The sequence below is a fragment of the Streptomyces sp. NPDC085460 genome (assembly GCF_044541975.1).
GTDB lineage: Bacteria > Actinomycetota > Actinomycetes > Streptomycetales > Streptomycetaceae > Streptomyces.
In genome coordinates this window covers 65,401-89,256 of sequence record NZ_JBITTO010000020.1, presented here as the reverse complement: position 1 = coordinate 89,256, position 23,856 = coordinate 65,401, and the positions used below count along the sequence as shown (strand labels likewise).

At 72.0% G+C, this 23,856-nt stretch carries 30 protein-coding genes; 13 read left to right on the top strand and 17 right to left on the bottom strand.

Annotated elements, in window-relative coordinates; translation table 11 throughout:
* The first annotated feature begins 214 nt into the window (after positions 1-214).
* From ACIGHB_RS33430 to ACIGHB_RS33410, 5 genes are all read left to right on the top strand, one after another.
* A complete protein-coding gene (locus ACIGHB_RS33430) occupies positions 215-1,213 on the top strand; it encodes a hypothetical protein (protein WP_399918519.1) in 999 nt (332 codons plus the stop codon).
* Positions 1,210-1,899: a hypothetical protein gene (locus tag ACIGHB_RS33425; protein ID WP_399918517.1), complete on the top strand. Its 690-nt coding sequence runs from the start codon at positions 1,210-1,212 to the stop codon at positions 1,897-1,899. Before ACIGHB_RS33430 ends, ACIGHB_RS33425 begins: the two co-directional genes overlap by 4 nt.
* A 37-nt stretch (positions 1,900-1,936) precedes the next feature.
* Positions 1,937-4,831, top strand: a complete 2,895-nt coding sequence (locus ACIGHB_RS33420; RefSeq protein WP_399918515.1) for a Helicase associated domain protein — start codon at positions 1,937-1,939, stop codon at positions 4,829-4,831.
* Between the two features lie 821 nt (positions 4,832-5,652).
* Complete coding sequence (locus ACIGHB_RS33415) at positions 5,653-6,138, top strand: GNAT family N-acetyltransferase (RefSeq protein ID WP_399918513.1); 486 nt, start codon at positions 5,653-5,655, stop codon at positions 6,136-6,138.
* Between the two features lie 64 nt (positions 6,139-6,202).
* Positions 6,203-6,625: a hypothetical protein gene (locus ACIGHB_RS33410; protein WP_399918511.1), complete on the top strand. Its 423-nt coding sequence runs from the start codon at positions 6,203-6,205 to the stop codon at positions 6,623-6,625.
* Between the two features lie 182 nt (positions 6,626-6,807).
* Here the strand turns inward: ACIGHB_RS33410 and ACIGHB_RS33405 are convergent, their stop codons facing one another.
* Positions 6,808-6,993, bottom strand: a complete 186-nt coding sequence (locus ACIGHB_RS33405; protein WP_399918509.1) for a hypothetical protein — start codon at positions 6,991-6,993, stop codon at positions 6,808-6,810.
* A 232-nt stretch (positions 6,994-7,225) separates the two neighbouring features.
* Here ACIGHB_RS33405 and ACIGHB_RS33400 point away from each other — a divergent pair, with 232 nt between their 5' ends.
* Positions 7,226-7,921, top strand: a complete 696-nt coding sequence (locus ACIGHB_RS33400; RefSeq protein ID WP_399918508.1) for a hypothetical protein — start codon at positions 7,226-7,228, stop codon at positions 7,919-7,921.
* A gap of 83 nt (positions 7,922-8,004) precedes the next feature.
* On the opposite strand, the gene ACIGHB_RS33395 is transcribed toward ACIGHB_RS33400, so the two are convergent.
* A complete protein-coding gene (locus ACIGHB_RS33395; protein WP_399918506.1) occupies positions 8,005-8,469 on the bottom strand; it encodes a hypothetical protein in 465 nt (154 codons plus the stop codon).
* A gap of 238 nt (positions 8,470-8,707) precedes the next feature.
* Between ACIGHB_RS33395 and ACIGHB_RS33390 the strand changes: the two genes are divergently transcribed.
* Positions 8,708-8,842 carry a PT domain-containing protein gene (locus ACIGHB_RS33390; RefSeq protein ID WP_399918504.1) on the top strand — a complete coding sequence of 45 codons (135 nt, stop codon included), beginning with the start codon at positions 8,708-8,710 and terminating at the stop codon, positions 8,840-8,842.
* A gap of 171 nt (positions 8,843-9,013) precedes the next feature.
* Here the strand turns inward: ACIGHB_RS33390 and ACIGHB_RS33385 are convergent, their stop codons facing one another.
* Entirely contained in the window at positions 9,014-10,489 is a 1,476-nt protein-coding gene (locus tag ACIGHB_RS33385) for a replication-relaxation family protein (protein ID WP_399918502.1), read from the bottom strand.
* 237 nt (positions 10,490-10,726) lie between these two features.
* Between ACIGHB_RS33385 and ACIGHB_RS33380 the strand changes: the two genes are divergently transcribed.
* The gene (locus ACIGHB_RS33380) at positions 10,727-11,167 is read left to right on the top strand and encodes a hypothetical protein (RefSeq protein ID WP_399918500.1); all 441 of its coding nucleotides are present in this window, start codon (positions 10,727-10,729) and stop codon (positions 11,165-11,167) included.
* Positions 11,168-11,649: 482 nt separating this feature from the next.
* Here ACIGHB_RS33380 and ACIGHB_RS33375 read toward each other — a convergent pair whose 3' ends face one another.
* Both ACIGHB_RS33375 and mobF read right to left on the bottom strand, forming a co-directional pair.
* On the bottom strand, positions 11,650-11,916 hold the full coding sequence (locus ACIGHB_RS33375; protein ID WP_399918498.1) for a hypothetical protein: 267 nt from the start codon (positions 11,914-11,916) through the stop codon (positions 11,650-11,652).
* Positions 11,913-13,676: a MobF family relaxase gene (gene mobF / locus ACIGHB_RS33370; RefSeq protein ID WP_399918527.1), complete on the bottom strand. Its 1,764-nt coding sequence runs from the start codon at positions 13,674-13,676 to the stop codon at positions 11,913-11,915. The genes ACIGHB_RS33375 and mobF overlap by 4 nt, the downstream gene beginning before the upstream one ends.
* Positions 13,677-13,895: 219 nt before the next feature.
* On the opposite strand from mobF, the gene ACIGHB_RS33365 reads away from it, so the two are divergent.
* Positions 13,896-14,090: a hypothetical protein gene (locus tag ACIGHB_RS33365; RefSeq protein ID WP_399918496.1), complete on the top strand. Its 195-nt coding sequence runs from the start codon at positions 13,896-13,898 to the stop codon at positions 14,088-14,090.
* A gap of 468 nt (positions 14,091-14,558) precedes the next feature.
* Here ACIGHB_RS33365 and ACIGHB_RS33360 read toward each other — a convergent pair whose 3' ends face one another.
* Entirely contained in the window at positions 14,559-14,930 is a 372-nt protein-coding gene (locus ACIGHB_RS33360; protein ID WP_399918494.1) for a hypothetical protein, read from the bottom strand.
* 612 nt (positions 14,931-15,542) lie between these two features.
* On the opposite strand from ACIGHB_RS33360, the gene ACIGHB_RS33355 reads away from it, so the two are divergent.
* The 4 genes from ACIGHB_RS33355 to ACIGHB_RS33340 all read left to right on the top strand — a co-directional run bounded on the left by ACIGHB_RS33355 (position 15,543) and on the right by ACIGHB_RS33340 (position 18,793).
* Positions 15,543-15,839: a hypothetical protein gene (locus ACIGHB_RS33355; RefSeq protein ID WP_399918492.1), complete on the top strand. Its 297-nt coding sequence runs from the start codon at positions 15,543-15,545 to the stop codon at positions 15,837-15,839.
* Positions 15,840-15,984: 145 nt separating this feature from the next.
* Complete coding sequence (locus ACIGHB_RS33350; RefSeq protein ID WP_399918490.1) at positions 15,985-16,434, top strand: hypothetical protein; 450 nt, start codon at positions 15,985-15,987, stop codon at positions 16,432-16,434.
* A 305-nt stretch (positions 16,435-16,739) separates the two neighbouring features.
* On the top strand, positions 16,740-17,789 hold the full coding sequence (locus tag ACIGHB_RS33345) for a ParA family protein (RefSeq protein WP_399918488.1): 1,050 nt from the start codon (positions 16,740-16,742) through the stop codon (positions 17,787-17,789).
* Positions 17,786-18,793, top strand: a complete 1,008-nt coding sequence (locus ACIGHB_RS33340) for a ParB/RepB/Spo0J family partition protein (RefSeq protein WP_399918486.1) — start codon at positions 17,786-17,788, stop codon at positions 18,791-18,793. The genes ACIGHB_RS33345 and ACIGHB_RS33340 overlap by 4 nt, the downstream gene beginning before the upstream one ends.
* A 76-nt stretch (positions 18,794-18,869) precedes the next feature.
* On the opposite strand, the gene ACIGHB_RS33335 is transcribed toward ACIGHB_RS33340, so the two are convergent.
* The 11 genes from ACIGHB_RS33335 to ACIGHB_RS33285 form a co-directional block, all read right to left on the bottom strand.
* The gene (locus ACIGHB_RS33335) at positions 18,870-19,376 is read right to left on the bottom strand and encodes a hypothetical protein (protein ID WP_399918484.1); all 507 of its coding nucleotides are present in this window, start codon (positions 19,374-19,376) and stop codon (positions 18,870-18,872) included.
* Complete coding sequence (locus ACIGHB_RS33330; RefSeq protein ID WP_399918482.1) at positions 19,373-19,786, bottom strand: hypothetical protein; 414 nt, start codon at positions 19,784-19,786, stop codon at positions 19,373-19,375. The genes ACIGHB_RS33335 and ACIGHB_RS33330 overlap by 4 nt, the downstream gene beginning before the upstream one ends.
* 136 nt (positions 19,787-19,922) lie before the next feature.
* Complete coding sequence (locus tag ACIGHB_RS33325; protein WP_399918480.1) at positions 19,923-20,402, bottom strand: hypothetical protein; 480 nt, start codon at positions 20,400-20,402, stop codon at positions 19,923-19,925.
* On the bottom strand, positions 20,402-20,605 hold the full coding sequence (locus ACIGHB_RS33320; RefSeq protein ID WP_399918478.1) for a hypothetical protein: 204 nt from the start codon (positions 20,603-20,605) through the stop codon (positions 20,402-20,404). The genes ACIGHB_RS33325 and ACIGHB_RS33320 overlap by 1 nt, the downstream gene beginning before the upstream one ends.
* 25 nt (positions 20,606-20,630) lie before the next feature.
* Entirely contained in the window at positions 20,631-20,888 is a 258-nt protein-coding gene (locus tag ACIGHB_RS33315; RefSeq protein ID WP_399918477.1) for a hypothetical protein, read from the bottom strand.
* Positions 20,885-21,337 (bottom strand): hypothetical protein, encoded by a 453-nt coding sequence (locus ACIGHB_RS33310; RefSeq protein WP_399918475.1) that lies wholly within the window; start codon positions 21,335-21,337, stop codon positions 20,885-20,887. The genes ACIGHB_RS33315 and ACIGHB_RS33310 overlap by 4 nt, the downstream gene beginning before the upstream one ends.
* Entirely contained in the window at positions 21,334-22,008 is a 675-nt protein-coding gene (locus ACIGHB_RS33305; protein ID WP_399918473.1) for a GGDEF domain-containing protein, read from the bottom strand. Before ACIGHB_RS33305 ends, ACIGHB_RS33310 begins: the two co-directional genes overlap by 4 nt.
* 93 nt (positions 22,009-22,101) lie before the next feature.
* Positions 22,102-22,404, bottom strand: coding sequence for a hypothetical protein (locus ACIGHB_RS33300; protein ID WP_399918471.1), 303 nt, complete (start codon positions 22,402-22,404; stop codon positions 22,102-22,104).
* Between the two features lie 97 nt (positions 22,405-22,501).
* Positions 22,502-23,044, bottom strand: a complete 543-nt coding sequence (locus tag ACIGHB_RS33295) for a hypothetical protein (protein WP_399918469.1) — start codon at positions 23,042-23,044, stop codon at positions 22,502-22,504.
* Entirely contained in the window at positions 23,041-23,454 is a 414-nt protein-coding gene (locus ACIGHB_RS33290; RefSeq protein ID WP_399918467.1) for a hypothetical protein, read from the bottom strand. Before ACIGHB_RS33290 ends, ACIGHB_RS33295 begins: the two co-directional genes overlap by 4 nt.
* On the bottom strand, positions 23,451-23,807 hold the full coding sequence (locus ACIGHB_RS33285) for a hypothetical protein (RefSeq protein WP_399918465.1): 357 nt from the start codon (positions 23,805-23,807) through the stop codon (positions 23,451-23,453). Before ACIGHB_RS33285 ends, ACIGHB_RS33290 begins: the two co-directional genes overlap by 4 nt.
* Positions 23,808-23,856: the final 49 nt, after the last annotated feature.

Sequence of the window (23,856 nt, the reverse complement as noted above, 5' to 3'; positions counted from 1 at the left end):
GGGTCGCTCGTTCGTGTGGGTTCCAGTGTATCGCGTGCATCCGGTAGATGCAGCATGTACCGTTGGCGGAAACACAGGACACCCCCAGACCGTTCAGGGCGGGGGTTAGGGAGAGAGGTTATGGTCCGTGCACACTTTCCGACACTGGAAGCGTTACCCGGAAGCGGTCGAAAAGGAATTTCGTGGGAGCGAGTTTTCCGGAGGGTCCTTCTCCGTGCAGCGTGGTCCGGACAATGACGAAGCCTGCCTGGCGTCCTGGTCCTGGGTGAAGCCGGTCCACTTCCTTGAGGACCGGCTTCAGGGGCAGCCGGGTGTCACCTTGTCCTGGTCCTCGCGGAGCGGGCCTTCGGGCGGCTGGTCGTACACGGTGGTCGGCGAGTCGGGGCCGGAGTCGGGACGGCTGCCCGTGCCGGTGCTCGCGGATCCCTCTGTGATCGTGGAGATGATGCTCCACCTGTGGCGTGGCCGGCCCCGGCTGCTGCGGGCCTCGGAGGAGCGCTGGGAGTGGGCCGAGATCACCGAGTCGACCGCTGCGAGCGCCGCCGTGCTGAGCGAGGACAAGTACGACCTCGACTACCAGCTGGACGAGGAGGAGGCCGCGGGCTTCGAGCAGTGGCAGGCCGAGCTGGAGAGCACCGACGCCCGCCAGGAGCAGCAGACCGCCGCCGAGCCGGACACCGCGCCCGCGGCTCACGGCGAGGACGAGGGCCCGCTGGAGAGCGCGGAGCCCACCCGCTACCGGATCGTGGCCCAGTGCACGGACCCCGACCACCCGGGGGCGGAGGTGCTGACCCACTACGCCTACGGGCACACGGTCGAGGAGGCCATGGCCCAGGCCCGGGCCGTGCTGGAGGGGCCGGGCACGGTGTACGGGGACCGGGGCCTGTACCGCGTGGTGGAAGTGTCCGAGGAGAGCCCGCTGACCGAGGAGCGCAAGCGGGAACTCGCCCGCCGGCGGGTCGTCGACTGGGTGATGGAAGCGGCCCAGGCGGAGCTCCAGGAGCCCACCGGGGTCCCGCACTCGGAGATGTACGGGCTCCTGTGCGATTTCTTCACCCGCGCCATCGTCTTCCCCGGCTGGGGATTCCCCTTCGGCACCGAGAAGGACGACGACTCCCTCCACACCAGCGACCCCGCCCGGGCCCTGTCCCGGCTCCTCCTGGAACACCTCACGCACCACCAGCTGGAACTGCGGGAGAGGGACGCCCGGTGAGCGGAGCATTCGAGACCCCGGCCGCACACGGACAGCTCAGCAGCGACCCGGTGCACCGGGTGACGCAGTACCAGACGGCGGGCGTCAACGCCCGGCTGCGGCTGTTCGCGCTCCTTCAGGCCCAGGGCGTGCCCGCGAGCGAGGCGGACGACCTGGTGGCCGCGCTGGAGGCCGGAGCGGTCGCCGGGGCGCAGTGCGAGGTGGTGGAGCTGGACGGGATGGCGCCGGCCTCCCGGGGCGTCCTGTTCGAGGACGGCTGGGACGAGGGCGTCAGGACCGTGAGCGAGGCCCTGGTCGACGTCGCGGACCGGGGATGGTCCCGGCGCGGCGGGCGGTCCGCCGGTGCCGCTGAACTGGCCGTACATATCGCGGACGTGAGGCAGCGCGAGCGGGCCGACCTGGTGCGCCTGGAGAGGTTCGTGCGGGAGGCCGTGCTGCCGGCCACTCACCCGCACACCACGGCGCGGCGCCGGGTCCTGGAGGCGCTGGGCGAGGCCGGCGGCCTGTGCACGGCGCGGACGGTGAACGCGGACGGGGACGTCGTGGTCTGCACGCTCGACGCCGGGCACTACGACCCGGACGACAAGCCGCCCTTCAACAGCGGGAAGCCCGGCGGCTGGCACAAGGCGGACGCATCGATCTGGAACGACGCCGGTGCGGCCTGCACGCCGCACGCGGCCATCTGAAAAACCACAGGAATTCAGGCTCAGGGGAGGCGAGGAAATGTCAGCGATTCCACTCAAGGAACACCAGGTAGACCAGCGCACCGCGTTTCGCAAGTGGGTGGGATTCCCTGCAAGATCATCCGTGCCCCCGCAGGGGGCGCGGGGCACGATCGTGTCCGCTACGGGCTCGGGCAAGACGATCATGGCCGCCGCGTGCGCGCTGGAGTCGTTCGCGGAGGGGCGGATCCTCGTCACGGTCCCGACCCTGGACCTGCTCGTCCAGACTGCCCAGGCGTGGCGGGCGGTGGGCCACCGGGCCCCGATGGTCGCGGTGTGCTCGCTGGAGAACGACCCGGTGCTGAACTCGCTGGGCGTACGCACCACCACCAACGCCATCCAGCTCGCCCTGTGGGCCGGGCACGGGCCCGTGGTCGTGTTCGCCACGTACGCCTCCCTGGTGGACCGCGAGGACATCGACGCTCCCGAGGGCCAGCGGAAGGTGCGCGGGCCGCTGGAGGCCGCTCTGACGGGCGGGGAGCGGCTCTACGGCCAACGCATGGACGGCTTCAACCTCGCGATCGTGGACGAGGCCCACGGCACCGCCGGCGACCTCGGGCGGCCGTGGGCGGCGATCCACGACAACGCCCGGATCCCGGCGGACTTCCGGCTCTACCTCACCGCGACCCCGCGCATCCTCGCCGCGCCCCGGCCGCAGAAGGGCGCGGACGGCCAGGAGGTGGCGCTCGCGACGATGTCGGATGACCCGGACGGGACCTACGGCGCGTGGCTCGCGGAGCTCGGGCTGTCGGAGGCGATCGAGCGGGAGATCCTCGCCGGGTTCGAGATCGACGTCCTGGAGATCCGCGACCCCTCCCCCGTCCTCGGGGAGTCGGAGGAGGCGCGGCGCGGCCGGCGCCTGGCACTGCTGCAGACCGCGCTCCTGGAGCACGCCGCCGCGTGGAACCTGCGCACCGTGATGACGTTCCACCAGAAGGTGGAGGAGGCTGCGGCGTTCGCGGAGAAGCTGCCGGAGACCGCGGCCGAGCTGTACATGAACGACGCCTCCGACGAGGACCTGGCCGCCGCGGAGAAGCTGCCCGCGTCGTCGATCGAGGCCGAGTTCTACGAGCTGGAGGCCGGCCGCCACGTCCCGCCGGACCGCGTCTGGTCGGCGTGGCTGTGCGGCGACCACCTCGTCTCCGAGCGGCGTGAGGTCCTGCGCCAGTTCGCCAACGGCATCGACGCGAACAACCGCCGGGTCCACCGCGCCTTCCTCGCCAGCGTGCGCGTCCTCGGAGAGGGCGTGGACATCACCGGCGAGCGGGGAGTCGACTCGATCTGCTTCGCCGACACCCGCGGCTCCCAGGTCGAGATCGTCCAGAACATCGGCCGGGCCCTCCGCCTCAACCGCGACGGCAGCACCAAGGTGGCCCGCATCATCGTGCCGGTGTTCCTGGAGCCCGGCGAGGACCCGGAGGACATGGTCGCCTCCGCCAGCTTCAAGCCGCTCGTCGCCGTGCTCCAGGGCCTGCGCAGCCACGACGAGCGCCTAGTCGAGCAGCTCGCCTCCCGGGCGCTCACCAGCGGCAAGCGCAAGGTCCACGTCCGGCGCGACGAGGACGGGCGGATCGTCGGGGCCGGCGGCGCGGGCGGCGGCGAGGACCAGGAGCAGGACGACACCGACGCCGCTGCCGAGTCGGCCCTGCTGCACTTCTCCAGCCCGCGCGACGCGGCGACGATCGCGGCGTTCCTGCGGACCCGGGTGTACCGGCCGGAATCGCTGGTGTGGCTGGAGGGCTACCAGGCCCTGATCCGGTGGCGGAAGGAGAACGGGATCACCGGCGTCCACGCCGTCCCGTACGACGTCGAGGTCGAGGTCGGGGCGACGAAGGCGTTTCCGCTTGGCCGATGGGTGCACCAGCAGAGGAAGGCGCAGCGGGCCGGGGAGCTGGAGGACCGGCGCAAGGTCCTCCTGGACGCCCCGGAGGCCGGGATGGTCTGGGAGCCGGGCGAGGAGGCGTGGGAGAACAAGCTCGCCGCGCTCCGGGCCTACCGGCGGGCCACCGGGCACCTCGCGCCGCGGCAGGACGCGGTGTGGGGCGAGGGCGAGGAGATGGTGCCCATCGGGCAGCACATGGCCAACCTCCGCCGGAAGGGCGGCCTGGGCAAGGATCCGAAGCGGGCGGCGGAGCGCGCGGAGCAGCTGGCGGAGATCGATCCGGACTGGAACTGCCCGTGGCCGCTGAACTGGCAGCGCCACTACCGGGTCCTTGCCGACCTCGTCGACGCCGACGGAGTGCTGCCCCACATCGCGCCCGGCGTCGTCTTCGACGGTGACGACATCGGCACCTGGAGGTGGCGGCAGCAGGAACCGGGCACCTGGGCGCAGCTGATGCCCGAGCAGCGCGAGCGGCTGACCAAGCTGGGCGTGCGGGGCGCCGCCCTTCCCGTGGCGGCCGCCAGCCGGGCGGAGCTCCGTCCGGCGCTGGCCGCCGCGCTCAAGGGGCCGAAGAAGCCGGGGAGCAAGGCGGAGGCGGCGTTCCAGCGGGGGCTGACAGCTCTGGCCCAGTGGGTGGAGAAGGAGGGGCAGCGGGCCGTCCCGCGCGGCGCGGTCGTGGAGATCGAGGTCGACGGCGAGGCGGAGCCGGTGCCGGTGAAGCTGGGTGTGTGGCTGTCGAACACCAAGAGCCGGCGGGACAGGCTCACCACGGAGCAGCGCGCCGCCCTCGCCGCGCTGGGGATGGAGTGGGCGGGCGTGGTGCCGGTCGTCGAGGCCGCCCCGGAGCCGCCGGCCCCGCGGCCCGCGCCGTCGGCGGCCCTGACGAAGCGGCGGCTGCGGGAGCATCACGAGGAGTGCGACGGGGAGCTGTACGAGGGCGGGAACTGCACCTGCTGGTCCATCGAGCGGTACGGGCCGCCCTCCGAGCGGGAGGGCTACGGGGACGACTTCTGACCGCTCCCCCACCCCACGCGACCCCGGGCCTGTGCAGGGCCCGGGGTCGCGCGCGTCACGGCGCCGGTGGGTCGCTACTGGCGGCTCAGCGCTGGCCTCTACCCGAGGACGGAGAGGAACCAAGGCGCCAGGTAGAAGGTGCCTGGCTGCGGAACGTCTCCCCCGACAGCACAGCCTGCCGGTTGCGCTCGAACTCGCCAGCAGCCCCAGGGGCCGAGCGGGTCTCGGGAGGGAAGACGCAGTCGCTGTGGGCCCACCCGGCGAAGACCTTCGTCACCAGCGTCTTCGCCGGGTACCGCGTCTCGCACATGGGGCAGGTTCCCGCGAAGCGGGCGGGCGTGCCGGGCCCATCCTGCCGCGGGGCCTGCCGTGGAGGCTTCTGCGGGGCCTGTCGCGGTTCCCGGGCCTGCCGGGGCTCCCGGGGTTTGCGGCCCTCCTGCGGCTGCCTCGGCTCCCTCGGCTTGCGGGCCTCCCGGGGCTTGCGGCCCTGCCGCGGCTGCCGGCCGACGGGGGTGGGCGGTGCCGCCGAGCGCTGACCCGCCGTCGTGGCCTGTTCCAGACACGAAGCGTGGCAGGGCTTGCCCGACTTGCTCAACTTCCGTGGAGCGCTGCCGATCGGCAGTCGGCAGATGACACACGAGTCGCTGCGGCTCCCTGGTGAACCACCGCGCTCTGACCGAGGGTTAGGGGTCTTCACACGGCGGATCGTAGAGGCGAAACCGGCGCGGCCGGCGCGGAACCGGGAAGAGATCACCCGGCCCGGCAGAGCCCTGGTGGCCGTGGGCGGTGCCTGCGCGCCGCGGTCCTGGAACACTCGGGGCATGCCGCTCATCCGTGACATCGCCCCAGCCGACTACCCGGTGGTGGAGGACCTGCTGTACGTGACCGATCTGGAAGTCGTCGGGTCCTACGACCCCGGGGGCCTGGACGTCGTCGTGGCCGAGCTCCAGGGGCGTCTCGTCGGGGTCGCCGAGTTCGAGCTCCACCTGGACTTCGGGCACGCCGAAGGCCGCGAGGCGCACCCGGGTGAGCAGACGTTCATCTACACGGTGGCCGTCGCTCCTACCGATCGTCGCGGCGGGGTCGGCCGGGCGCTTCTCGCCGAGGTCGCCCGCCGGGCTCAGGAGGCCGGTGACACGTTCCTGGCCCTGGTGCCGCAGGACGGCGACGAGGAGGCTGGTCGGCAGGCGTTCTTCCAGGCGTGCGGGCTCACGCTCTACGGCCCCGCCGGGCCGGGCGCGGCCTGGGGCTGCCCGGTCTCGGAGGTCCTCGCCCTGAGGGGCACGGCCGACGCGGCAGGTGAGTAGCTCGCACCGTGCGGTGGCCGGAGCGGAGCCGTGTCCGCTTCGCCGGTCGGGGAGTTGAGCGGGCATGGAGAACGTCACCACTGCGGCCGGGGCCATGGTGCCGGGTGCCGCGATCGAGCAGTTGCTGTTCACCACCGACTGGCTCACGGGCGTGCGCGGCGCCGCGAACACCACCCTCACCGAGCAGGCGGACTCCGCGTACAGGCTGGCGTACGCCCTGTCGGGCGGGGGCGAGCTCCATCCCGACGCGCACAGCGCCGCTCTCGCCAACCTCCTGCACAGCGTGACGCCGGGCATCGTCGCGTTCGCCCTGGACCACCTGCGCCCGCTCCTGCCCGACCTCACCGACGAGCAGTGGACGCGTATCGACGCGGCCGCCGTCGAACTGGACCTGCGGGTGTGCGAGGACCTCAGCGGCGCCAGCACCATCGAGGAGACCGCCGGGCCCACACTGGTGCCCGGCCCGTGCACGACGGACCGGGCCTGAGCGCGACGACTAGGGATTCCCCGCTCTGACGAGACCCCGGGCCCGCGCAGGGCCCGGGGTCTCGTGCGCCCGGCGCTGCAACGCGGTGCTGCAACAGCGGCCTGCGGTAGGGCGCTTGGCGCTTTCACCGCAGGTCAGACGTGCAACACGGCCGGGTGTTGCAGCAGCGGCCCGAGGGCCGGCTAGCGGCGGCGCGGGATGGTCACCTGGACCTCCGCCAGGACGATGCCGGTCACCGGGTCCCGGTGACCGGGAACGTACAGGGCCCAGTCGGCCTCGCCGGCGGTGAGCCAGTCGCCCTTCCACGGGGCGTCGGTGGTCTGCAGCACGCGACCCGCGAGCGGGCCACCCACAAAGCGAACGATCACAGCGGTACCTCCATCCGGTGGCGGGACTTTTCCGCCTCCACCCCTTGGTGGGCCTCGGGCCGCGAAGGACAGCATCCGGACCGCCGAAAGAGTGGATCTGCCCTCGCGTACGCGGGCGCAGTCCTAGCGGAGAGCGCCCAACTTGCCTGTTTTCAAAGTGTCTTGACATGTTTTCATGCGTTCTGTCATGTTCTGTTCCGCCGCTTCCGGCGACCGAGCGAGAGGTGATCTCATGCGACGAACCGAGTACGACGAGGGCCAGGCCGCCAGGCGCCTGAAGGTGCCCGTAGCCGCCTTCCGGTGGGCCCGGCACACCGGTCTGGTCCCGGCCCCGGACGTGTCGTCCTCCCAGTGGTCCCGGGCCGCTGTGGAGGCTCTGGACGCCGACGCCATCTGGGCCGCGATGCCCTCTCCGCCGATCTCCGGCGGCGCGGCGGCCGACCGGATCGCCGCCGCCCTCGGCACCCCGAACCGGACCATTCACGGCGAGCCGGCGAACGTGACGGCGTTCGTGGTGCGCCGGTTCGTCGACCGCGGCCTCCTGGTCGACCTGAGCGCGAACCCTGACGGGACGCTGCACCACCCCGGCCAGGTCGAGGAGGTCTGCCGGCGCGAGGACCTGGCCGCCCTGGTCGCCGCCGACACCCCGCTCGGGCCCGAGCAGGCCGCTGCCCGGCTCGGGGTGCGACGTGCCGACTTCAACCACATGGTCCGGCTCAGCTGGGTCCGCTCCCCGCAGTCGATCGAGGTCCGCTTCGGCACCAGCCGGGCCGGGGCCGTCGACGTCGCGCTCTACACCACGGCCTCCGTCGACGCGATCGTCCCCGCCCACCCCGAGGTCGACTGGGAGCAGCTGCGCACGGTGGAGAAGGGCCGGCGCTCTCCGCTCGCGTCGCTGCGCCCGCAGCCGGCGCCCGTACCGGCGTAAGCCTCCGAGGTCCGTACGCCCGCCCGCGTCCCGCACCGCCCGGAAAGGCGGCCCGGGACGCGGGCGTTCTTCTCGCGTGCCGCTCACGCCTGCCCGGCCGCCGGCTCCCACAGGGGTCGGGCGCGTCCGGTCCCGCCGCAGTGGAAGCACAGGCCGCCTCCCGGCGTGCTGCGGGCGCCGATGGTGCCGGCGGCATGGCGGAAGAGCCGGGTGAGGCCCACCGCGTGCGCCTCGTGGAGCGGGAGCTCCTGCCGTCTGCCGAGCGTGACCTCCAGCGCCACGCCGGGACCGGTGAAATGGGCGCGCATGCCCCCGGTGACCGCACTGAGCGTCTCGTTCACCTCGCGCATCGACTCCGCGCCGGACAGCTGCACACGGGCCGCGAGGACGGTGTCGTCGGCCGCGGCGAAGGACAGCAGCCCGGCCGGGCGGGCGAGGGGCCCGACGCGGCCCACGGGGTCGGGGTGGGTGTGGTGGAGCTGGGCCAGGGCGTGCCACAGGTCGCCCTGCAGATCCTGGGGTGCGGTCTCTTCTCGGCTACGTCTCATACGGCCCTGTGTAGGGCCTCCTCGGGCCGGTGAGCGCCGGGTGGGCCCGCCCGTCCCGCGCGGTGGCACGGGGACTTCGGTGCCTGTTCCGCCCGCTGGGCCGGACGCCCGCAGCCCGCCCCGCGCCGTGAGAGAGAAGGAGGACACCTCCCCTGCCTCTACAGGGGAAGTGTCGGCGGCCAGATCGACTGACCCACAACCCCTGGCCTGCGCAGACGCGGGGCCGACTCGGTGAGGCGTGCAACCGGTGACGCAACCTACCGTGCAACTGGTGGCGCAACCGGTGGCGCAACCTACCGCGCAACCGGTGGCGCAACCTGAGCCGTACGCGAACCAGGCGCCGGGTCAGCACCTGGGCCCTCTACTCGCGTGACCCCATGCGTACGTCGTCAAGGTGGCGTGCGGGCGGGGCGGCGCCGGGCGCCGTGGGCGCGATAAGGCGGGCCCGTTGCAGCAGGCACCGTGGTGAGTGACCCAAATAATGACCCGCGCAGGTCACAGCGGTGCGGGCGGGCCCTGGTGCGGCTGGCAGCGAAGGGAATCGTCAGGGTCGTCGGCGGAGCCAGCCGCGGCCCCTCTTCGCCTCGGGGCCGTCCTGTGGTTCCGGCGGAGCGGCGGCCTCGAGGCGGGCGGCTTCGGCGGCGGCCTCCTGTCGGGAGACGTCGTCAGCGCGGCACGGCCCGCATACCGAAGTGTCCCCGGCCCGGACGGCGGTCCGGTGCACGGTGATCTCCTCCCAGCGCTCGTCGGTGAACTTCCGCCCGCACCGCGTGCACACCGGGCGCTGCGCCTCCCGCTCAGCGGCCCGGCGCCGCTTGTCCTCCGCGTCGGCGCGGGCTTCCTGGGCGCGGTAGAGGGTGTGGCCGTCGGGGTTGTCGAGCGCGTCCGTCAGCGTCTGCTCCCGGCTGCGTCCCAGGCGCCGCCACACCGCCGCCCCGGCGCCGTGCTCCTGGAGCTGTTCCAGGGTGGTGACGACGACGGGGACCGCCTGGCGGTAGTCCCGCGCGGTGATGGCCTTCTCGTAGAGGGATTCGTACCGGCGCGGCGCCCAGTAGCGTCGGCCGGCCTTCTCCAGGGCGGCGATCGTGTTGTCGACCTTCTCCTCGGTGGTGTCGGCGAACACGAACGCGAGGGGGACCAGGCCCTCCCGGCCGGTCGGCGGGTAGACGCGACGCCACAGCCGCTGCTCGTGGCCGACGCGCTCGATCGCGTCCGCCCGGGAGCGGACCAGGTCCACGGTGCGCTTGTCCGCGTCCTTCGGCAGCATCCGTCCCCACTCCCAGTACCGGCGCAGCTTGGTCACGAGCTCGTGCGCGTCCTCGGAGCGGCGGTCGACCTCCACCAGGAGCACGGGCACCCCGGCCTGCGGCGCCCGCACCACCAGGTCCGCCCGCTGCACGTACCCGTCGGCGAGCCGGTGCCCGATCTCGGTGGCGAAGCCGAGCCGGTGGCCGATGCCTGCGCGGTGGAGTTCGGCGGCCGTCGAGGTGACCGCCGCGGCGTGGTCGTCGTAGCCGGCACCGAGCAGCTTCCCGGTGACCGGGTGGTACTTCTTCTCCCGCAGCGCCGAGACCCGTATGCCCTTCGGCTCCAGCAGGAGCTTCGCCTCGTCGTGTCCGCGCTTCGTCAGCACCCACACCTGCCGCTGGTCTCCCCGCACCGTCTCGATCCTCACCAGGTGGTGGTCCTCCAGGTCCAGGATGTTGTCCCGCGTGAGCTTGTCGTGCTGGTTGCCAGGGCGGGTCAGCTTCCACAGCTGGTCGGGCGTAGCCCGCTGGAAGATCCCCAGCGCCTGCAGGAGCTCCCGGCGTCGGGGCGCGGTCGAGTTCTTCCGGTGAGTGGGACGCCTTGCTACATCTACATGAGGGATGTCGGCGCTGCGACGACCCCCTTTCCGCCGGGCCTGACCTGCGGAAACTCCCGGCTTCCGGCGGCGCGGCATGGAGGGGGTGATGGAGGGGTCCACGGAGGGGGTCTGTCCGGCCGGGTCGAGGGGCTGCTCAGGCTCGGTGCTCGCCACAGGATGCTCCTGGAGGTGGGGCGGGCCTATCCCGCCATTCACCTTCTACAGGTGCGGAATTCGGCTCTCGTGTGACGCCGGGCTCGAAGAACCCCTCCGCCGTGACCGCATCGTGATCAACCCGGAGGGGAGAGTTCTCCCCCTCCGGCGGCCGGACTCTGTCCACAGGCCCGCGGTTCGAGGGTGTCCTTGAGGCCGCCGCGATCAGCGGGGCGGCCCGAAAATGAGGAGCTACCCATGCCCGAGAACACCGTCACCGCGCCGCTCGCCCCGATGGAGCCGGAGGACGTCGCCAACGCCTTCGCCTACATTCGGGCGTTGCAGGCCGACGACATCGACACCGCCTGTGCGGTCGCCACCGACACGGGCCCGGAGCTGCGCCGGCTGCTCCTGGACGTCGCCGCGCGCATCTTCATCCCGGTCACCGCCGTGGACGACGGCGACGGGGAGCCGTGCGCGCACTCCTTCCTCGCCGCCGCGCTCGGGCGCCTGCTCTTGGAGGTCCTGTCCCACGCCGACGGCGCCTGCCTGGCATTCTCGCCGGGCATCGCCCAGACCATCATCCGCTTCACCGAAAACATCCTCACCGAGGAGCACAGCGACGTCGCCGACGTCCTGCACCAGCTGGAGGACGCGGGGATGAAGCAGGCGATGGAGCCGTACCGCACCACCGCGTAGCCACACCTCCAGGATGGCGGTGGTGCGCTCCACCGCACCGCACCACCGCACCGCACCGCACCACCGCACCGCACCGCACCGGGGCCGCCACGGCCGCGCGGGCTCCTCTATCACACACCCCCTTGTCCGCGACCTGATCGCGAGCCGAAACCCGCGATGCCAAGGGGAAACGTCGCGGTAGCAGAGCCGGACAAGGGGGTGTAGCGGAGCCGGACAAGGGGGTCGCGCGCGTTCGGCCGCCCCCGGACAAGGGGGTCGGCGGCGAGCGCACCGGCGCGGTGCGGAGCGTCGGATGCGGCGCACCGGTGCGGTGCGAGGGTGCCAGGCGTCGTCGGAGTGGTGCGGTGCCGGACGCGGGGCGCACCACTTCGGTGCGCACCACGGTGGAGTCCATCGTCGTCCGGCGCACCGAAGTGGAGTCCACTCGGTGGAGTCCACTCGGTGGAGTCCACTCGGTGGGCGGCCTCATTGCCGATCCGGCTCTACTGGCGCCGGGGCCGGCGCGAGTTCCTCGCGGCGAGACGGCGCTTGGCGGCTTCCTGGAGCCGCTTCCGCTGCTCGCGCAGCTCCTCCTTCTTGGCCTCCTTCGACTTCGGCTTCCGCGGGCGCCTCCAGATCGGCTGCCACCCCAGGGGCTTGTCGACGCCGGACTGCTGGTCCTCATCGAGCGCGGCGGCCATCTGCTCGCGGGCGGCACGGGCGCGGACGAGGGCTTCGTCGGGGTTGGGCTGTCCGTCCGGGGTGCTCACGCGACTCCTCCTGTGGTTCGGCCCGGCGTGTGCTGGGTGCCGGGCTGCTGGGTGTGCGGCGGCGGGACCGCCGCCGGGGCGGGCTGCGGACGCGGGCCGTGGGCGGCTTCGCGCGCCCGCCGGCTGTCCTGGATCGTGGCCGCCACCCTCGCGGCGACGGCTTCGAGGGTCTGGCGGGTCCGCTCCACCACGTCGACGCCGGTCTCCGGCTCCAGGACGCGGCCGTCCTTCCGGCCGTCGCGGAAGGGCCGCAGATGCGACGGCCTCGAGGCAGCGGGCACCGCGACGGCGTACGGCCGGGGGCGGAAGCCCAGGCGCTCGGCTCGCCGCGCGGCGCGGACCCGGGCGGCCAGGGCATCGGCGGCGAGGCGGGCCCGTCCGTACGGTGCCGCCGTGCGGTTGCGGGTCAGCGGGCGCAGCACGGCCTGGTCCTCTGTGTCGCTCGGGTACAGGGCGCGCAGGTCGGCGGTCATCCTCCGGCCGCGCCCGACGGGGCGGGTGTAGTCGTCGACGGCCGCCTGCACGATCCGTTCGTCCAGGCCCGGCTCGTGGGGTCGGCCGCGCAGGGCGTAGGCGAGGTGGCGGCGTGCTTCGGCGAGGAGGTGGTGGCGGGCGAAGGCGCCGCGCAGCACGTAGACCACGGCGACGGTGTCCACGGCGGCCAGGGCGACGTCGGCCACCGGCCGCACTCGCGCCCACACCGCCGCGGCCGCCGCCCGGGCCCGCTCGGCGAGCCGGTAGACGGTGCAGGCCCCGAACGCCCGGATCGCGGAAATGCGCCATCGCGTCCGCAGCTCGGTCAGCGACAACAGCTCGGTGCGTTTCGGCGGGCGGGTCTGGTCGGCGGCCTGGCAGGCCAGCGCGTAGCCGGCCTTCTCCCCCGGCGGGTGCCCGTGGCGTTCTTCGTACTTGTCCGTGAGAACGGACAGCGCGTCCTCGATCTGCTGGCGACGGGTCGACTGCCAGCCGATCAGCCGCCGGTCGATCCCCGCGATCTCCATCACGGGCCGGCGGCCCGGGGTCACCTCGCGCGGCTCCCACGCCCACCCGAGCCGAGCCGTCACCTCCTCCATGAACAGGAGGGTGTAGAGAGTGTCGGCCGCGACGAGGTGGGCCAGCATCGAGTCGGCGGAGAGGTTGCCCCACTTCCCGTCCGGCCGCCGGGCCCGGATCGACACGACCGCGTGGTCGTGGAGCAGCGGCTTCGACTCGGCAGCACGGGACTCGTAGTGCCGGAACACCGCGACGACCAACCCGTCCTTGACCCGAGCCCGCTGCTTGCCACCGGCCTTCCAGCGGATCTGCGCAACCGACTCCTCCAGCCACTCCAGCGTCCTGTCCCGGGCGACGTCCTGGCACGACTCCAGGACGAGACGGGTCTCGTCGTCGGTGAGCGCCCACGCGATGTGAGCCGTCGACGGGGCCCGGAAGACGAGGTCCATCGCCAGCCACGGCGTGCGCTCCTTCGCCTTCTCCGTCTTCGGCGAGGCGTTGTGCTCAATGGGCCTGCCCAGCACGGTCGCCCGCCGGGCGCGGGCCGGGCTCTTGCCCTGCGCCAGGAGCTCGCGCTCGATCCGGTCGGCGTCCGGGTGCCGGCCCTCCCCCAGGAGCAGCTCGGCCTGCCGCTCGCTCACCACGTCCCCGGCCCTCAGGCCGAGGGCGGCAAGCCCCCGGCCCTTCCAGATGCCGGGCGGGACACCGGCTTCGTCCTGGGCGGCGCGCAGCGGTGTATCCGCGGCGCGGTGGCCGTCGCCGACCATCACGCCACGGAACAGGTAGCGCACCCCGGCCCCCGGGCGGACCTCCGCTTTGCTGATCACCGGCCCATGAGACCTCGGCTCTGACCTGCGCAGAAGCGTGATCCGGGGTCGGTCCCGCCGGACGGGAGGGCATCAGCAGATCTTTACCGCAGCGCCCGCCAGGCGGGCCGCCGCACCAGCACGCGACGGTAAGCCGCCGGTGTGTGCACTCTCCCGCCCATGAACATCACCAGGTACGGAGAGCCCTGTCCCCTCTGCCGCATGCCGCTGCTCCTGGACGTGTGGCTGGTGTACTCCGCGCAGTCCGACTTCCCCACCGCCGAGCGCGTCACCGGGCGCCGCTGCCCCGGCTGCCTGGCAGCCCGGTTCGAGCAGTGGGTGGAGGTGATGCGGGACCGCTACGGCGACGCATGATTTCATCGGGGTGAAGTAGAGCCACGGCTCCGGGCCGTTCGGGAGCCGGCGTTTCTCCGGCGAGATCGAGAGCCAGGTCGGCCGGTTGGGTGAGGAGCGGCCCCGCGGCACGGTTCAGGGCGTTGGTCCGTTCGGCGGCAGCGGTCCGCTCGTGTCGGCTTGGCGTTCGGTGACCAGGCGGAGATGAGGTCTGAGGAACAGCGACGTCAAAACGTGCGCTAAGCCCTCCAGCGGCCGATGCCGCAGATAACAGGGCCGGTTCGTGCATCCCGAGAGGAGCAGCGCCTCCATCAGGGGCGGGTAGCGCTTCAGGTCGTCAGACCATCCGGGGTGATCAAGTACTTCAAGGTGCCGACGGCGACCGCGGCCTCTCGGGCCGCTCCGTTCATTGCGAGGCCGCCAACCCGGGCCCACCGGCCCACGTCGCGTCGGCGACATCGGTGCCGAGGCTGCCGTCGACCAGGCCAACTATGGACAACTCGCCCCACTGGTCAAGTCAAATTGGTACATACCGGCAGATAGTAGGCCGGTGTGATACGCGCCCGCCTCATCGCTGGCCATTTTCCCGAATGCGAGAGCGCGCTTGTTGTTGGGCCCGTCAGCACCACACATGATCTTGATGAAGTAGCCACTGCTGCCGACGTTGTCGGCAAGTACTTGGTCGAACACGTCTTTCAGCCTGTGCTTGCGATCGACGGCTACTTCAATGTCTACGTAGCTGCCAGAGCCTATTCGGCTGGTGACGGTGTATGCGGGCGGTGGTTCCTCGGGAGGGCTGCTGCAACCGGCCAGTGCGGCGGCTCCGACGGTTATGGCTGCGACAGTGGCGTGGGCGCGCATGTCCTCCCCTGGGGTGTAGCGGCGGGGGGGATTCTGCCACGGGTGTGAGGGAAGAGCGACGGCCCGCTACACGGGGCTGGTCTCATGCCCCGGCGCCTGGTCCGCAAGTCCCCGCACCGACAGCTGGACGCCGAGAAACCGGCACGCTGGCCGGGGCAAAGACGAGCGCGTCTGCGCTCGACGTCCCGGGCGCGGGCGGCGTCGACGGAGAACTCCTTCGGCTACCCGTGACAGCAGGCGCGCGACAGGACTGAAGGTCGCTCAATCGGTGGCTCCTGATCTCGCCGGAGAACGCCTGCAACGGTCGAGTACGTCACCGCCACGAAAGGCCTACCCCTGGCTCCCGTTCAGACCGAAGCTGTGGCTCCCGTATGACCCGATGAAATCAGACGCATGAGGGTGCCGTGCGAATGCTGCGCCACGCCCCCGAGAGCCCCAACAAGCGACAACAACCGACTCCGTCGCACCCACCGAGAACCACGTAGCGCTCCCCCGCCCCACGGTCGGAGACGCTCCGTCCCGCATCACGTCACCGATTCCCTCACCCCCGGGTGAGGCACCCACTGCCCCCGGCCGTCCTGGCCGGGGGCTTCGTGCTTCCTGGAGGAGACCGTGCCGACGTACGAAGCCCTGCCCCGCTTCACCACCGACCTCGACCGCCTCACCCCCGCCCAGCGCCGCCGCTTCCGCCAGGCCGTCCACGCCTTCGTCGACGACCTGCGCACCGGACGCGGGCGCTTCCGCGCCGGCCTCCGCGTCAAGGGCGTCCGCAGCGCACCCGGCGTCTTCGAGCTGACCTGGGACGGCAACGGGCGGGCAACCTGGCAGTACGGACCCGAACTCGTCCAGGGCGTACAGCACGTCATCTGGCGCCGCATCGGCACCCACAACATCCTCACCGGCCCGTGACACCTTCCCGGGGCGTGTCCGCGTCGACGGGCATGACGTCCTCGGGGCGGGCCGGTGTCCGGGAAGCGGTTCGAGCGCCTCCTCTTCGGGGTGGAGTGTCAGGGTCGCCTGGCAGAGCGGCGTCCTGGAAGGGGATGCTGGGGGCATGGACGAGACGCTGCTGCAGCGGCTGGACGAGGCACTGAACACGCTGGCTGAGAATCCGGGGCACCCTCCCCGCCGCCGGGACCTCGAGGCGGCTGATGAGGACGTGCTGAAGGTGATCCTCGCCGCTGCCGAACGGGCGATCCGCGCGCGGGATCAAGTCTGGGCGCTGACCGAGACGCTGGTGGTTGACGAGATGCCGCTGGTGATCTGGCCCGCGCGGAACCTGCACGACCACCTCGCCACGGGCGAAGAGGCCGAACGGGCCGACGAACGGCTCCGGCAGCACACGGCCGAGAGCGCCCGCAACATGGCGACGTGGCGCCGCGAGCGCCTGCAGAAGGTCCAGGAGCACCTCAACGACAGTCAGCAGCGGCTCGATGAGCAGCTGCAGCGCGTGGACGATGAGGTCGCCGCCGGCCCTCCGCCCCGCGACCAGGTGAGCTGGTAGCCCACCGCACGGAGAACCTCGGCATCGCCGTCGGGTAGCTGACCCCGCAGCTCTGGTCCCAGCTTCGCTGCTCCCTGGACTCCCCGCTGGTGAGGCGTGGTCGACGGTCTGTTCCTGAGTCCGCCGAAGTGTCGCCTCACTCATGGGAGTCGTTTGTCGTGTGGCGGCTACTTCAAGACACAGTCGACCTAGTAATGTTCGGCCACATGAGCATCCCCAGCCCCCGAGGGGAGCGAGAGAAGCTAATTACCTCCCTCACTCCCCAGCTGCGTAGGCACTTGAAAATCCGGGCCTTTGAACATGGAATGGACATCCAGGACGCGGCCGAGCATGCCATCAACGCCTGGTACGGCGAAGAGAACCTGCCCGAGGTGAAGACCGAGGGCGCGAAAACCTGGGGGACTTTCCTCCCGGCCGGCGAGCCCGACAACTTCAAGGCGGTCTGTTCAGAGCGGGGCGTCACCTACGTCCAGGGCCTCGCGCAGGCGCTGACCCTATGGCTCGAGAGACACCCCTCTCCGTCCGCACCTCTAGTCGCTCAGCCGGTCGTCCGGATCCTGGTCGCCAATCAGAAGGGCGGCGTCGGCAAGACGTTCCTCTCCTCCGGGATCGCCCAGGCGCTCGCCGAGTCCGGCAAGCGTGTGCTGCTCGTCGACTACGACCCTCAGGGGCACATGACCGCCGAGCTCGGCTTCGAAGACCTCATGTACGAGGACGACGTCGAGACCTTGATGATGCACATGGACGGATCGGCCAAGGGCCATATCGGCGAGCTGCTCGTCGCCCTCGATGGCGAGGTCTTCGGGGACCGGCTGCACCTGCTTCCCGCCTCTGACGATGCCTTCCTGCGCGACGTGGTCCTGTCGAAGGTGAGCTTCAGCGAAGCAGCTCTGGAGCGCGCTCTGGAGCCGATCGAGAACGACTACGACGTCATCATCATCGACGGGCCGCCGAGCCTTGGCCTGAACATGGACACCGCGCTGTACTACGTTCGCCGACGCGACGGCGAGCTCGCCGACCGCTCGGGCGTGCTCACCCCTGTGTGGGCCAATAAAGCCTCGCACCGTGCCTTCCGCCTGCTGAGGTCCCAGATGGAGGACCTGCAGAAGAAGGGTCGTATCTCCGTTGATTACCTTGGGCTGATCGTCAACGCCTACGACAGTCGTCGAGGAAAGCTCGTGCGGCACAACAAGCTGGAGTGGGAGAAGAGCACCTCCCCTTCCGTCCTCGCGGTGATCGGGGACCTGAAGGAAGGCCGGGAGGCAGCAGACGGCGAGATCCCGCTGCTTGAGTACGCCCCGGATAGTGAGCATGCGAACGTGATGCGCGAACTGGCGAAGGAGCTTGCCGTATGACCGGGTCGAGCCGTCGTGTCACTGCTGGATTCAGCATGGACGGCGAGGAGGGCACCGCGAAGCCGGCGCCGCGGCGGGTGCGAACCCGCGATCAGATCATGAAGGGCGAGGGCAAGCGGCCCCCGGCGTCGGTTGAGCTGAAGCTCCTGGCGCACAACCCGTTCAACCCTCGGGAAGAGCTCACCGAGATCGAAGAGACGGCGGCGTCTCTTCGCGAGCGGGGACAGATCCAGCCCGTCACGGTGGCACGGCGAGCAGCGTTCCTGTCGGCTCACCCTGGACAGGAGGAGGCCCTCGGGGAGGCGGAGTACGTCGTCCTCGACGGTAACCGTCGACTGGCCGCAGCCGCGGAGGCTGGTCTCGGAGAACTTCGTATCGACGTCAACGACGCCCTCGCGGCAACAGCCGCGGACATCCTCGAAACCGCTCTGATCGCCAACGTCCACCGCGTGGATGTCGCTCCGCTGGACCAGGCACGTGCTCTACAGGAGCTGGTCAGCTTCCACGGCTCACAGGGGAAGGTCGCCAAGCGGCTCGGCATGACGCCCCCTTGGGTCTCGCAGCGCCTCGCCCTTCTGGAGCTCACAGACGACCTCCAGAAGGAGGTCGAGTCCGGCAACCTGAAGGTGGAGCCAGCCCGCCGGATCGGCCGTCTCCCTAAGGAGAAGCAGGCCGAGGAAGCGAAGAAGGCAATCGCGGCGGCCAAGACGCCCCGCCAGCGGTCTCCTCGATCAGAGGCCAGCGAAGGCCAAACCGTTAACGCCGTTAATACCCCGGCCGCTGGAGCCGAGGAGCAGGAGGGCTCAGCCGAAACCGTTAACGGCGTTAATACCCCCTCGGCTGCGGCCGGGACAGGCCAGCGGTTGATCGTGCCGTGCTCTTCCCCGGAGCAGGTCGTGGAGGCCCTGGTCGCAGGGCTCTCCTCTGAAGATCTGCTGGCCGTAGCAGAGCTGCTGCTCGATCGTGTCTCCAACTCCTCTGCAGCCGAGAAGGTCGGCGCGTAGCGCGACCACCCGGAAACGCAAGAAGGCCGGCACCCCACGTGTACGTGAGGTGCCGGCCTTCTTGGTGCTGCCGCGCTCAGCTGGCCCAGAGCGCGGCCAGGGGGTCCCGATCGGGATCGGGTGTCGAAGCCGCCGTCGCCAGTGCCGCCGGGTGTCGCATGGCGGTGACCGGGACGGCGCCGGGCTCGCCGGGCCGGGCCCAGACGAGGTTCCAGGTGTCGTCGGGGTGGCAGTGGATGGTGGCGTGGGTGTGGACGGCGCGGGGGATGCGGGGGATGACGTCGTCGGGGTCGTCGCCGGGATAGAGGCACCAGCGGGTCCAGGCGTGGACCCGCTGCATGTAGAGGGCGGCGGCGTGGATGGTGGTGGCCCAGCGGCGGTGTCCGAGGAGGACGAAGAGCGCGGGGTGGTCCCCGAGGTCGGCGTCCGGGGCGGGCAGGCCGGTGATGTGCAGGCCGCCGAGGACGGGGGTGAAGCCGAGGACGGCCGGGTCCTGGTCGGGGGTCCAGATCTGTTCGACGGGGTGCGTGGCGCCGTCGTCGCCCAGGCTGGTCGCGAGGTCGTGCAGGCCGGTGGTGGTCATGCGCTCGCTCCGGTGTCGGTGGCCTTGAGGACGCGGGGGAGGTGGACGTGGAGGTGTTCGACGTCGACCTGGCGGCTGCGGGCGCGGAGCTCGCGGGCGAGGAGTTCGGTGAGGCCGGCGGCCCTGTGTTTCCCTCCCGCGCAGCCGATGGCGATACGGCGGGGGCCAGCGGGGAGGTCAGCGTAGTCGGCGAGGTTGGCGAGCAGTTCGCGGGCGCCGGGGGTGTTGAGGACGATGTCCTGGACGCGGGGGTTGAGGCCGTCGAGGTCGAGGATGTCGCGGGCGGCGGCGGGATCGCGGAGCCGGTCACGGACGTCCTCGATCCGGTCGGCGGTGGGCGGGATGGGGGAGCCGTCCGGGCCGGTGGGCAGGTGGAGGTAGCCGAACGAGATCAGGCGGATCGGATGCAAGGGGTCTCCTGCTCGGGGTGAGGGGCGGGAACGTGTGGAGCGCCGCCCCCGGCCGGGAAGGGCCGGGGGCGGCGCTCCAGGTGGCGTTATCGGGTGATGCCGGTGACCACGGGGGGCTGGTCGGCCCGCGCGCCCATCAGGCGCTGCCACCGTTGGCGCGCTCGTGGAGGTCGATGAGGGCGGTGATGGTGTCGGCGTTGTCTGCCAGGCCGACCCACTGCCCGAGCGCGGTGAAGACGGGGACCTGGTCGCGGTCGGCGTCGTAGATGACGACGTAGTCGCCGTACCGGTCGAGCACCATCTCCCGCAGGACCGGGATCAGCGCGGTGTCGAGGATCTCCAGGGCGTCGATGACGAGCAGGGCGGGCTCGCCGGGCGCCGGCGGGCGGACCAGGGTGCCGGTCGCACGCAGCAGGTCGCCGGGCTGGATCCGGTTCAGCAGCTCGTGGACGATCCTCGGGTCGCCGCTGGTGCAGGTGACGACCGTGTCGTGGATGTCGTCTTCGACGGTGTCGAGGTCGGTGGGGACGATCAGGTCGAAGGTGGCGGTGCCGCGCGGGCCGGGGGCAGGGATCGCGTCGACCCAGCCGTCGACGGCGCAGTGCTTGGTGTCCATCAGCTGGCCTCCGCCAGGGTCTCGGTGGTGCGAGGGGAGCGGGGTCGGGGGGCGCGCTGCGCGAGCACCAGGAGCTCACGGTTGCGGCGCTGCTGCTCGGGGGTGATCGGCCGGGCCTGCGGGCTGCGGCGGTGCCACAGCGGCGAGGCCGGCGGCTCGGGGTAGGCGAGAGTGTGGTCGACGTCGCGTTCGGTGCTGCTCATGGGTGTCTCCGTCTGGAGGAGAACTTCAGGCGTGGTCCTTGCCCCTGCCGCCCTTGGGCGGGTCGGAGACGAACCGGGTCTCGCCGGGGTGCTCCGCGTTCCAGAGCTCCGCGCACGTCTTGTGCACGGCCTCTCCGGCGTGGGACCTCATCGGAGTGGACTTCCGGCACAGCACGCACCGCTCGGGCCAGGCGAAGTGCGCCCCGTCGCGCCAGTCCAGGAGCGGGACGGGCGCGGCGGGCGGCTCGGGCGGTGCGGGTGTGGGTCGGCGGCGGGTGCTCATGGCCGCAGGTCGGGCAGCTGCTGGAGGATCTGGGCGACCAGCTCCTCGGTGGGCTTCCAGGGCCCGAGCTGCCCGCGTGCGGGAATCGGCAGGGCGAGCTCCTGGACGTCGGCGAGCTCCAGGTGCCACCGGCCGGCCTCCGCCCACTCGGTGCAGGGCGGGGAGCCGTCCGGGTCCTGGTGGCAGCCGGTCAGCCGGGCGACGCCGATCACCGCGCCGGTCGGCAGGTCACGGCCGCGGATCGTACGGGCGACCAGCGGCACACGCAGGGCGGGCCGGTCGATCTGCAGGCCCGCGTGCAGCAGCACCAGTCCGCGCCAGGACCAGGGCTGCGGGCGGTTCTCGATCGTCTTGGCCCCGGCGACGATGGCGGAGGCCCACGGTTGCCTGACGCTGATGCCGCGGATCCAGTCGCCTGCCGGCGGAAGAGTTCCGGTGTGGGTGCTCATGCTGCTCGCCCCCAAACTGCCGTGCCCGGCCGGCCCGCGCGGCGCCCGTTGACGGACGGCACGGAGGCGTGCGCGGCGGTCGCCAGGACCGCCCGGCCCGAGTGCTTGCCGTCGTACAGGGCGGCGTCGGCGGCCCGCTGAAGGAGCGACAGGTCCCGGCTGCCTACGGCGGTCGGGGTGGCGGCGCCGACCGAGGCGGCGACGTCGACGGTGCGGCTGTCGTCGAGGACGACCGGGGTGTGCAGCATCCGGACCAGCTGCGCGAGGCGCTGCTCCTGGCGTTCGGCGGGCAGCTCCAGGGAGACGGCGAACTCGTCGCCTCCGAGCCGGCCGACTGCGGCGCGCGGGCCCGCCCAGGCCGTGAGGCGGGCCGCGATCGACGCGAGGACGGTGTCGCCCGCCGCGTGCCCGAGCCGGTCGTTGGTCTCCTTGAACCGGTCGGCGTCGACCAGGACCACGGCCACGTCGTCGCGGCGGGCCAGGAGGCGGCGGGCGCGGACGGTGTAGGCGTCGCGACGCAGGAGACCGGTCAGCGGGTCGCGGCGGGTGGCGGCGAGCCGCTTGTGCAGCGCGACCGCGTGGATCGCCCAGCCGGTTAGCGGCACAGCAGCGGTGGTGATCAGAAGGGTGCGCGGACCGAACCGGCCCGACGCGTGCAGGGCGGAGTCCATACTGGGGATCTCCCTCTCGTCTCGTACGGGATGGGTAGGCCCGGGGCAGGCGGACTGGTTTGGACGCCGATGTACGCCTGTCCCGGGGCGGAGCTACAGCTCGAAGCCGCTGCGGGTGCAGCTGAGCGGGTTGTGCCAGCGGCCGGCCTTCGCGGCCGTCCACTCCATCTCCCAGCCGGGCCGCAGCCCAGACGCTCCCCAGCTGTCCGGCTGCTTGCCGGGGACCTCGAGGCCGGCCCGCTGCGCGACGAGCGCGGCGTCGTACACCTCGTGCGCGCGGCGCAGGGCCGCAGCCGGGGATTCGGCGACGCCGGTGAAGACGTGCAGACCCCTGCGGGCCGGGTCGGTGCTGTCGTGTATCGGGACGTCAACCTCGTAGAACTCGCGGTTCGGCATGACGTCCAGCTCCTTCCTGTGTCTGTACGTGGGGGGCCGCCGCGCCGTCCCGGCCCTCACAGCGGAGAGAAGGAAGCGGCGCGGCGGCTGGCGGGAATCAGTAGCCGAGGCGGTCGTCGACGGCGTCGGCCATCTCGACGAGCCGGGCGGCCAGGCGGTAGAGCTCGCGCGCCGCGGCCCGGACGGGCTGCCGGCGGATCAGGTGGGCGGCGAAGGCGGTTGCCTTCTCGGCGAGCTCACTCGCCTGTGCCGCAAAGGCCTCCTCAGCTGCGGTGTCGCCCGGTGTGGCGGGCAGCTGCGCGAGGAGCTGGTGAACCACGGCGGCCATCACGGCGCTCGCGTCGGTGAGGTCGCCGGTCGACAGCCAGTCCTCCAGGTCCTCGTGTCCGGTCAGGTCCGGGGTGTAGGCGCCGGTCGGCGTGAAGGCGTCGGTGGTCTCCGTCCGAGCCTGCAGGATGATCTGGCCCTGGTACGGGTCGGCGACGATCCTGCGGTCGGTGACGGTGTGCACGAGGGTGACCGCCCGCTCGCCGGGCCGGGTGGCGGGCACCCAGGCCCCGCCCAGGCGCTGGATCAGGACGGCGCCGAGGCGCTCCAGCGGGTCGGGCCGCACGGTCGGGTCGGTGTCGGTGGTGGTCATCGGACGGTGTCCCGGAGTTCGTTGTGGACGCGGGAGCCGCGGACGTAGCCGATGCCCTCGGCCATGTAGTGGAGGTCGATCAGGGTGCCGGAGTTGTCGATCCGGTCGCGGAGCTCGTCGAGGCGGGCCCAGGCGGTGCGGAGCTGTCCGACCAGCCAGACGGTGTCGCTGGTGGTGTCCTCGCCGAGGCCGGCCTCGATCGCGGCGAGGCGGTCGGCGTCCTGCTCGCTGGCCGCGAGGTAGGCCAGCGCCCGGCGGTACTCGTCCTCGGTGAAGAGCTCGTGGACGCGGCGCTCCAGTTCGGCCTCGGGGTCGGCGTCGTACTTGGCGAAGCCGCGCTCCCAGACCAGGAGGCGGGCCAGGCCGTAGTCGTCCCGGTCCGGGGCGGCGCTGTCGGTGCGGAACGTCATCGGGTGCTCCTGGCGGTGGTGGGGCCGGGGTGGCCGATGAGGGTGGCGATCTGCCGGGTGGAGAGCAGGTGACCGGACCGGTCGAGCTGCTGGTGGAGGGCGGTGACCATGGCGTCCCGGCAGCGCAGCCGGGTGACCTCGGCGACGAGCCAGGCGACGTCGGCCGGGGCGTGGGCGATGAACTCACCGGCGGGGATCTTGGTGTCGCCGCTGGTGCCGAGGACGGCGACCGGCTGGCCGGTGATGTCCTCGATGAGACCGGCGTCGCCGGAGCGCTGGCGCCAGGTGGTGTCGGGCAGGGCGGCGAGCCGGGCACGGATCTCGTGCAGGCGGTCGGCAAAGGCGCTGTGCAAGGGGTGCTCCTCACTCAACGGGGCCAGGCCGGGCCCGTCGTGGGCCCGG